Genomic DNA, 5,649 nt, shown 5'->3' on the forward strand with positions numbered 1-5,649 from the left:
CCCCAGAGCACCGCCCGGTTGGTCAGGGGGCCACGGTCCCGCGGGGGGGGGTGCGCGGGTGGGCGGCGACCGGATCCGGTCGCCGCCCTCCGGCGTCGTACGAGAGGCGGTGCCTAGGCGGCGAGCTTCGCCAGGGCCGCGTCGATGCGGGCCAGGGCCCTCTCCTTGCCCAGGATCTCCAGGGACTCGAAGAGCGGCAGGCCGACCGTGCGGCCGGTGACCGCGACGCGGACCGGGGCCTGGGCCTTGCCGAGCTTGAGGCCGTGGGCCTCGCCGGCGGCCAGGACGGCGTTCTTGAGGGACTCGGGGTCGCTCCAGTCGGCGGCGTCGAGCTTCTCGCGGGCGGTGGTGAGCAGGGCCGCGGGCTCGCCCTTCATCGCCTTGTCCCACGAGGGCTGGTCGAAGACCGGCTCGGGCAGGAAGAGGAAGTCGACGTTGGCCGTGATGTCCGAGAGGACGGTCAGGCGGGTCTGGGCGTGCGGCGCGATGGCCTCCCAGGCGGCCCGGTCGAAGTCCTCGGGCGCCCAGGGGGCGTGCGGGGCGCGCAGCCAGGGCTCGCAGGCCTCGGCGAACGCCTTCACGTCCAGCCTGCGGATGTGGTCGGCGTTGATCGACTCGGCCTTCTTGAGGTCGAAGCGGGCCGGGTTGGCGTTGACGTCGGCGATGTCGAACTTCTCGACCATCTCGGGGACGGTGAAGAGGTCCTGGTCGGCGGAGAAGGACCAGCCGAGCAGGGAGAGGTAGTTCAGCAGGCCCTCGGGGAGGAAGCCGCGCTCCCGGTAGAGGTTGAGGGAGGCCTGCGGGTCGCGCTTGGAGAGCTTCTTGTTGCCCTCGCCCATCACGTACGGCAGGTGGCCGAAGGCGGGGATCTCCTTGGCGACGCCCAGCTCGATCAGCGCCTTGTAGAGCGCGATCTGGCGCGGGGTGGAGGAGAGCAGGTCCTCGCCGCGCAGGACGTGGGTGATCTCCATGAGGGCGTCGTCGACCGGGTTGACCAGGGTGTAGAGCGGGGCGCCGTTGGCCCGGAGGATGCCGTAGTCCGGCACGTTCTCCGGGGTGAAGGTGAGCTCGCCGCGGACCAGGTCGGTGAAGGTGATCGGCTCGTCGGGCATCCGGAAGCGGACGATCGGCGTGCGGCCCTCGGCCTCGTACGCGGCCTTCTGCTCGTCGGTGAGGTCGCGGCAGTGGCCGTCGTAGCCGGAGGGGCGGCCGGCGGCGCGGGCGGCCTCGCGGCGCTCGTCGAGCTCCTCGGTGGTGCAGTAGCAGGGGTACGCGTGGCCGCCGGCGACCAGCTTGTCGGCGACGTCCTTGTAGATGTCCATCCGCTGCGACTGGCGGTACGGCGCGTGCGGGCCGCCGATCTCCGGGCCCTCGTCCCAGTCGAGGCCGAGCCAGCGCAGCGAGTCGAGCAGCTGCTGGTACGACTCCTCGGAGTCGCGCGCCGCGTCGGTGTCCTCGATGCGGAAGACCATGGTGCCCTGGTTGTGCCGGGCGAAGGCCCAGTTGAAGAGGGCGGTGCGGACCAGGCCCACGTGGGGGTTGCCGGTCGGCGAGGGACAGAAACGGACGCGGATGTTCGCGTTAGCCACGCTTGATCACCTTATTGGTGAGAGTGCCGATGCCTTCGATGGTGACGGCGACCTCGTCGCCGACGTTGAGGGGGCCGACCCCGGCCGGGGTGCCGGTGAGGATGACGTCGCCGGGGAGCAGCGTCATGGCCTCGGTGATGTGGACGACCAGGTCCTCGATGGAGCGGACCATGTCGCTCGTGCGCCCGAGCTGGCGCTGCTCGCCGTTGACCGTGGCCTGGACGGTCAGGTCGCCGGCCTGCGCGAGGCTCAGGCCGGTCTCGACCCAGGGGCCCAGCGGGCAGGAGGTGTCGAAGCCCTTGGCGCGGGCCCACTGCTTCTCGCGCTTCTGGACGTCGCGGGCGGTGACGTCGTTGGCGCAGGTGTAGCCGAAGATCACGTCCTGGACGCGCTCGCGGGGCACCTCGCGGCACATGCGGCCGATCACCACGGCCAGTTCGGCCTCGTGGTGCAGCTCGTCGGAGAAGGAGGGGTGCTCGATGGCGTCGCCGGGGCCGATCACCGAGGTGGTGGGCTTGAAGAAGGCGACGGGGACGTCGGGGACCTCGTTGCCGAGTTCGGCGGCGTGCTCGGCGTAGTTGCGGCCGATGGCCACGACCTTGTTGGGGAGCACGGGGGGCAGGAGCCGCACCTTGCTCAGCGGGACCTTGGTGCCGCTGAGTTCGAAGTCGGTGTACGGGATGCCCTTGATGATGTCGAGGACGAGGCCGCCGGACTCGACGGTTCCCTCGCCCTCGACGGCGCCGAAGGCCACGTTGCCGTCGATGGAGAATCTGGCGATGCGCACGAGTGCTGTCGCCCCTCACTTGGTACTGGCTGGAGTCTGACGCTCCAGGCTAACGCGGCGAGGGGCCGCCGAACGGCGGGATACGGGCGTACGGGCCGGTGGGAGCGGGGCCCGGGGCCGGTTCCCCGGGTCCGTCCTGCCCGACCCTGGTCCGCCGGACAGGCCCTAGCGCGCGACGGTGGCGTACGGGGCGGGCTCGTACGGGGCCGGGGCCTGCATGAGGACGGTGCGGCGCGGGTTGGCCGTCCGGCCGGGCAGCTCGGCCGCGTACTCCGGCTGGGCGCCCCGGCCGAGCTGTGCGGCGTCCACGAGGTGGACGAGGGTGGAGCGGCGGGGGTTGGCCGTGGTGCGGAGCGTCGTCTTGTTCATCGCGGTGATCAGACCTTGTTCCGGGACGGGCGCCCGTGCGGGCGCGTAAGGGGCGTAAAGCGTCAGGCTAAACATGGGATCCCCTTCGAATGCATGGCTGAGACATCGATCAGCGTGTGAGTTTGCTCACCAATGACGGCACATTCCAGGCATTACGGACGGTTGCCCGTCGGTACGGAAAGGGACATTTAGCCACTGAATGCTCTATTCCGCTCCTGATCATGTCGACTGGGACACACGGGGATGCCGTGCCATTGGCAAGGAAAAGTCCGAATCCTCCGTGATCATCTTCTACATGGGGTGACACACCGTGCACACGTTGTCATAGCCTTCCCGGCACGACACGCGGCCCTTGTTGGAGATCCGGCACTGTGCTGGAATTCCCGCACCGCCGCGGGTTTCAAGCCGGCGCGCAGGAGGCGCGACGCAGCGCCGGCCGAGTGGCGGGACGAAGGGGGAACTGCGCCGGTCACCGACGACCACCTGGGGTGCTCCACAACACCCCGATCGACACCGACACCGTCCTCTCCGTTCACCCGGAAGGACGCCTGGTCCAGAGGTTGCGACGCTAGTGCAGGGACGTTTCAAGAGGGATGGCTCGGGGTCTCCCCAGGCCCGCCAGGGCCGAGCGGATGCTCCGGCGGAGCAGGAACCGCGTGCCGGGACCGACCGCGGTCCCTCGGCCTCGCACACCCCGAACCAGGGCCAGGGTCCGTCCGGCGAGGGCGGTGACGGCGGCCGTCGCGCGGGCGCCGGGGCCTCCCCTGCCGAGCCGTCCGCCGCTCCCGCGCCCAAGGCCGAGAACGAGGTCGGCCCCCGAATAGCGCTCCGCAACTGGCGCATCTCGACGCGTCTGGTCGCGCTCCTCACCCTCCCCGTGGTCGCCGCGACCGCCCTGGGCGGCATCCGCATCAGCGAGTCGCTCCAGGACATGGAGCAGCTCGACCACATGCAGCTGCTCACCAAGCTGACCCGTGAGGCCACCGACCTCGCCAAGGCCCTCCAGGCCGAGCGCGACCACTCCGCCGGCCCGCTGGCCAACGGCCGCCCGGTCAGCGACTACCAGGTCGCCAACCCGCGCCGGAAGACGGACCTGGAGCTCAAGGCCTTCCTCGCCGCCACCGAGGAGATCCCCTCCTCCGAGGGCGACGAGTCGCTGCGCAGCATCCGCCAGAACGTCAGCCAGATCGCCTCGCAGGTCACCGAGCTCCACGCCATCCGGAGCAGCGCGTACAAGAAGGACGTCTCCAACTCGGTGACGGTCGAGGCGTACAGCCGTCTCATCCGCTCGCTCCTGAGCCTGTCCCAGGACATGGCGCAGGCGACCAGCAACCCCGAGATGATCAAGCGGACCCGCGCGCTCGCCGCGTTCTCGTCCGCCAAGGAGTACGCCTCCATCCAGCAGGCGATCATCGCGGCGGCGCTGCCCCCGAGCGACCGGACGCGCGGCAAGATCGAGCAGGGCGACCGGCTGTACGGCGAGGCCGCGCTCAACAGTGAGAACGTCGAGCTCAAGTCCTTCCAGGCGATCTACAAGTCGACCGGCGGCGACGCCGACGACCTGACGTCGACCCTGAACCGGGGCAACCCGTCGATCACCGCGGCCGACAAGTACGCCGAGCGCGTGCTGACCTCGGACAAGGCGATGGAGAACCCGAACACCAACCCGCGTGGTCACCTGAACTTCACCGACGAGTACGGCACCAAGATCGCCGCCATGGACCGCATCGAGAGCGTCCTGCTCGGCGACATGGAGTCCATGGCCCGTGAGCTGCGGCAGGAGTCGCAGCGCGAGGCCATCATCAACGGTGCGCTGATCCTGCTCGTCCTCGGCGTCTCGCTCGTCGGCGCCTTCGTCGTGGCGCGGTCCATGATCCGCTCGCTGCGCCGCCTCCAGGACACCGCGACCAAGGTCGCCCAGGAACGCCTGCCCGAGCTCGTCAAGCAGCTCTCCGAGTCCGACCCGCAGGACGTCGACACCTCCGTCGAGTCCGTCGGCGTGCACTCCCGGGACGAGATCGGCCAGGTGGCCGCGGCCTTCGACGACGTGCACCGCGAGGCCGTCCGCCTCGCCGCCGAGCAGGCCCTCCTCCGGGGCAACGTCAACGCGATGTTCACCAACCTCTCGCGCCGTTCCCAGGGCCTCATCCAGCGCCAGCTCTCGCTCATCTCCGAGCTGGAGTCCCGCGAGGCCGACCCGGACCAGCTCTCCTCGCTGTTCAAGCTCGACCACCTCGCGACCCGTATGCGCCGGAACGGCGAGAACCTCCTCGTCCTCGCCGGCGAGGAGCCGGGCCGCCGCTGGACCCGGCCGGTCCCGCTGGTCGACGTCCTGCGCGCCGCCGCCTCCGAGGTGGAGCAGTACGAGCGCATCGAGCTGGCCGCGGTCCCGGCGACCGAGGTCGCCGGCCGGGTCGTCAACGACCTCGTGCACCTGCTCGCCGAGCTCCTGGAGAACGCCACCTCGTTCTCCTCCCCGCAGACCAAGGTCCGGGTCACCGGCCACGCGCTGCCCGACGGCCGGGTGCTCGTCGAGATCCACGACACCGGCATCGGCCTCTCCCCCGAGGACCTCGCGGCGATCAACGAGCGGCTCGCCTCGCCGCCCACCGTGGACGTCTCGGTCTCCCGCCGCATGGGTCTGTTCGTGGTCGGCCGCCTGTCCCTGCGACACGGCATCCGCATCCAGCTCCGCCCCTCCGACTCGGGCGGCACCACCGCGCTCGTCATGCTTCCGGTCGACGTCGCCCAGGGCGGCAAGAAGCCCATGCCCAAGCAGGGTCCGGGCGGCCAGGGCGCGATGCCTCCGGGCGCCTCCGCCCCGGGCGGCCGGCTGCCCGGCGGCCCCGGCGCGGCCGGTGGCCCCGGCGGACGTCCGGGCCAGGGCGGCGCGCCGTCCTCGGC

At 70.9% G+C, this 5,649-nt stretch carries 4 protein-coding genes; 1 reads left to right on the forward strand and 3 read right to left on the reverse strand.

Going from position 1 to position 5,649, the window contains the following annotated elements; all coding sequences use genetic code 11:
* Positions 1–113 precede the first annotated feature (113 nt).
* The 3 genes from gltX to ACWGSR_RS37480 all read right to left on the reverse strand — a co-directional run bounded on the left by gltX (position 114) and on the right by ACWGSR_RS37480 (position 2,745).
* A complete protein-coding gene (gene gltX / locus ACWGSR_RS37470) occupies positions 114–1,589 on the reverse strand; it encodes a glutamate--tRNA ligase (protein WP_453573893.1) in 1,476 nt (491 codons plus the stop codon).
* Positions 1,582–2,376: a fumarylacetoacetate hydrolase family protein gene (locus ACWGSR_RS37475; RefSeq protein WP_376247158.1), complete on the reverse strand. Its 795-nt coding sequence runs from the start codon at positions 2,374–2,376 to the stop codon at positions 1,582–1,584. The genes gltX and ACWGSR_RS37475 overlap by 8 nt, the downstream gene beginning before the upstream one ends.
* Positions 2,377–2,541: 165 nt before the next feature.
* Positions 2,542–2,745, reverse strand: a complete 204-nt coding sequence (locus ACWGSR_RS37480) for a hypothetical protein (protein ID WP_366372191.1) — start codon at positions 2,743–2,745, stop codon at positions 2,542–2,544.
* 571 nt (positions 2,746–3,316) lie between these two features.
* On the opposite strand from ACWGSR_RS37480, the gene ACWGSR_RS37485 reads away from it, so the two are divergent.
* A partial coding sequence (locus ACWGSR_RS37485) for a sensor histidine kinase (RefSeq protein ID WP_453573897.1) occupies positions 3,317–5,649 on the forward strand: 2,333 nt, incomplete at its 3' end.

It is taken from the genome of Streptomyces sp. NPDC055632 (assembly GCF_053618675.1).